The organism is Shewanella sp. 11B5, assembly GCF_002836795.1.
GTDB lineage: Bacteria > Pseudomonadota > Gammaproteobacteria > Enterobacterales > Shewanellaceae > Shewanella > Shewanella frigidimarina.
In genome coordinates this window covers 1-3,732 of sequence record NZ_PJAP01000625.1, presented here as the reverse complement: position 1 = coordinate 3,732, position 3,732 = coordinate 1, and the positions used below count along the sequence as shown (strand labels likewise).

Sequence of the window (3,732 nt, the reverse complement as noted above, 5' to 3'; positions counted from 1 at the left end):
AAAATCTTAGTAATTGGTAAAACAATTTATTGACATAATCTTAATGATTGGTTAGTTTCTATTCAAGCACAAATGATCATTTAACAGAATAATTTAATTTTTGTGTGTTCGTAAAGAAAAGGAAATCAACTAATCTGGGGAGGTTAACGTGAAATTTACCAAGACAAGCAATACTTTGAGATTAACAGGATTAAAGTCGCAATCAAGATCAGTAATTTACGACGCGGCACTAATATCTCTATTCACCAATCATGAACGTGCAACAGTGACAAACGAGTCAATACAAAAACAGCACGTCACAGTCTCTTAAATGCGAGGTAATTGGACTAGGTTACGCTTACTTACGGTTACGCTTAATTAATAATACCGTGAGAGTTAGACCCAGCCAAACAGCCTACCATTTCCAGACAGCTCTAATCACTATGCGCATGACAATGGACGACCTCAATTTGTTGGCTAACGTTACAGTGACAGATTACTTGTCACGTTGTTTCAAAGCCCTGAACAGGTTGGGTGAACCCCAAATAATTCCCAGTGGAAATAACACCACAGTTGCTGATTATTCATGCTATGGCGCTAACGAAATTCTAAGGTGAAAAAGTAATTTTTTGAGCCTTCCCCCTTGATAACTACTTAATGTAGCCAGGGGGATATCATTTAAACAGTATTAAACGAGAGACTAGATGAATCATTCAAATAACAATACGTCATCGTCAAGGCATTGGTTATTCACGCAGTTGTTAGTCTTATTAATGCTTTGCACCCCATCAATCTACGTGCAGGCAAAAGATCGCTTCGTGACTACCCAAACTGAGTACAAACAAGCACTAAAGCTCGTTGAACCTGGCGATAAAATCATTTTGAAAAATGGTACATGGCAAGATTTTGAAGTGTTGTTTATGGCGACAGGCACCGCCAATGCCCCTATTGAATTAACAGCCGAAACTAAAGGTAAAGTAATCCTGTCTGGTCAATCGAACCTTAAACTGGCTGGTGAATATTTACAGGTGTCGGGGCTAGTATTTAAAAATGGCTTTACGCCAAGTAATGAAGTTATTGCATTTCGTAAGAATAAAAATCAGTTAGCCAATCATTCACGAGTAACCGAAGTGGTTATCGATAACTACAGCAATCTAGATCGTCAAGAGTCTGATTATTGGGTCAGCTTATATGGACAAAATAACCGACTTGATCACAACCACTTTGTTGGTAAACGCAATGTAGGCGTAACTGTTGCAGTGCGTTTAGACAGTGAAAGCAGCCAGCAAAATCATCACCGAATTGATCATAACTATTTTGGTCCTCGCCCAATCTTAGGCTCTAATGGTGGCGAAACTCTCAGAATTGGCACCAGCCATTACTCACTAACCGATTCCTTTACCGTGGTTGAAAATAATTATTTTGATCGCTGCGATGGTGAAGTCGAAATTATTTCGGTCAAGTCAGGTAAAAACCGTATTCAAAATAACGTCTTTTATGAATCAAGAGGCACATTAACCTTAAGGCACGGTAACGGTAATATTATCGATAGCAATGTGTTTTTGGGTAATGGCGTTGAACATACCGGTGGGATCCGCGTGATTAACCGCGATCAAACTATCACCAACAACTACCTAGAAGGCTTAACCGGTAATCGATTTGGCAGTGGTTTTACTATTATGAATGGCGTGCCGAACTCATCAATTAATCGCTACCATCAAGTGGTCAACGCCAATGTTAATAACAATAGCTTTATTAATCTTGAACATATTGAGCTGGCCGCGGGCAGTGACAGCGAACGTTCAGCGGTACCACTAGACAGTAAGTTAAACCACAATCTATTTATTAGCCCAACCGCACCATTTACTTTACATGATGATATTAGCGGACTTAGCTTTAACGACAACCTCAGTAATTTTGCGACGAAAACGTTAAGCCCATTCATGGCTAAAGGTATTCGTTCACAAGATATCACCATGAAACGTGCTGCAAATGGCTTGTTATACCCCAGTGATGCAAATTTTGCAGCATACGGGGCCAGTAAAAAACTAACCCCAACATTAAAGCAAGATACCGGCACACTTTGGTATCCAAAAGCAGAGCCTACAGTCGCATTCCAATCTGGCAACACCTTCAACGTTAGCGCCAATGACGATGAATTAGCAAGCGCTGTTGAACGAGCTAAACCAGGCGATATTTTATTACTCAGTGATGGCAAATATAACATCAGCAGAATACTGGCTATCAACAAAACGTTAACCTTTAAAGCCGCTAATGCTCACCAAGCGATGATCAGCTTTGAACGCCCTAGCCTATTTGAAATTCAAGACAACGGTAGTTTGCAACTCGATGGTCTATTCATTACTGGCTTAAACAGCCCTGATGCTGCCGGTAATAGCGTGGTAAGAACCCGCAAATGGGGCATGTTAACTAATTATCGTTTTGAAATGACAAACAGCATTGTTGAGCAACTTAATGTGAATCACTCATTTCACTTTTTCGATTCGGGCAGTCGCGCCTTTGCAGATAGTATTAATGTCAGCAATAGCCAGTTCCGCCATATTAGCGGGGATTTATTTCGCCTCGACAAAGAAACCGACGACCTAGGGATTTATAACACCGAATACCTCATATTGGACAATAACCAGTTTGACGATATTGAGGGTGCTATTGCCTCGGTATACCGCGGTGGTACGGATGAGAGCACCTTTGGTCCCCATGTATCGGTAACCAACAATGAGTTCACTAAAGTCGGTCAAGGTAAGCGCAATAAAACAGGTGCGTCACTGAAATTGCACGGGGTTCAAATGAGCCAAATAGAGCACAATAAATTTAACGACAGTGCCGTTATTATTGTTGAACACACCGTCGGTGAACCACAAACCCGCATTACGCATAATCAGTTTACTGATACACCTAGCCCACAAGTAACGGAGTTAGTTGCAATAGGTAAACACACTGCAGATATCAACAATAATAAAGTGCAAAAACTATGAAAAACTTCAATATAGCGGCCGGCGTAAGCCCGATGACGCGTGCCATTAAGCAGGCAGGAAAAATAGCACTATTGGCGTCAATAACGTGCGCTATTTCATTACCCGTTATGGCTGCGCAACATCCAAACTTAGTCATAAACCAGCAAGATGTGGCAGCCATGAAACAGGCCATCACTCAACCTGGGTCATTTCAAAATGCATTCAATACCACGCAGAGCAATGTGGACAAGGGACTGGCTCAGCCAATTGAAGTACCAGTACCCAAAGATGCAGGTGGTGGTTATACCCACGAAAAACATAAAAGTAATTACCAACAAATGTATGACACTGGCATTATTTATCAGCTGACTGGCGATAAAAAATATGCCGAATACGTTAAAGACATGCTGTTGCAATATGCCACACTTTATCCAACGCTACCTTTGCACCCTATGCGTAAAAGCAACAATGAAGGTAAACTTTTCTGGCAAGGACTCAATGAAGCAGTTTGGTTAGTACATACCATTCAGGCGTACGACTTTATCTATGATGCGTTAACACCTGCAGAACGTAATACCATCGAAACGGGTGCAATAATACCCGCCGCACTCTTTTTGTCAGAACAATCTCCGCACACCTTTAATAAGGTGCATAACCACGGCACTTGGGCCACTGCTGCTGTTGGTATGAGTGGATATGTACTTGATAAGCCACTTTGGGTTGAACGTGCATTGTACGACTTAAATCTCGCCAAAAAAGGCGGTTTTATGCGTCAGTT

The 3,732-nt window shown here is 41.4% G+C and carries 2 protein-coding genes; both read left to right on the top strand.

Annotated elements, in window-relative coordinates; translation table 11 throughout:
• The first annotated feature begins 683 nt into the window (after positions 1–683).
• The gene (locus CXF78_RS14425; RefSeq protein WP_102037196.1) at positions 684–2,975 is read left to right on the top strand and encodes a chondroitinase-B domain-containing protein; all 2,292 of its coding nucleotides are present in this window, start codon (positions 684–686) and stop codon (positions 2,973–2,975) included.
• 32 nt (positions 2,976–3,007) lie between these two features.
• Positions 3,008–3,732 (top strand): alginate lyase family protein (locus CXF78_RS14420; RefSeq protein WP_374702297.1); only part of this gene is annotated, 725 nt, incomplete at its 3' end.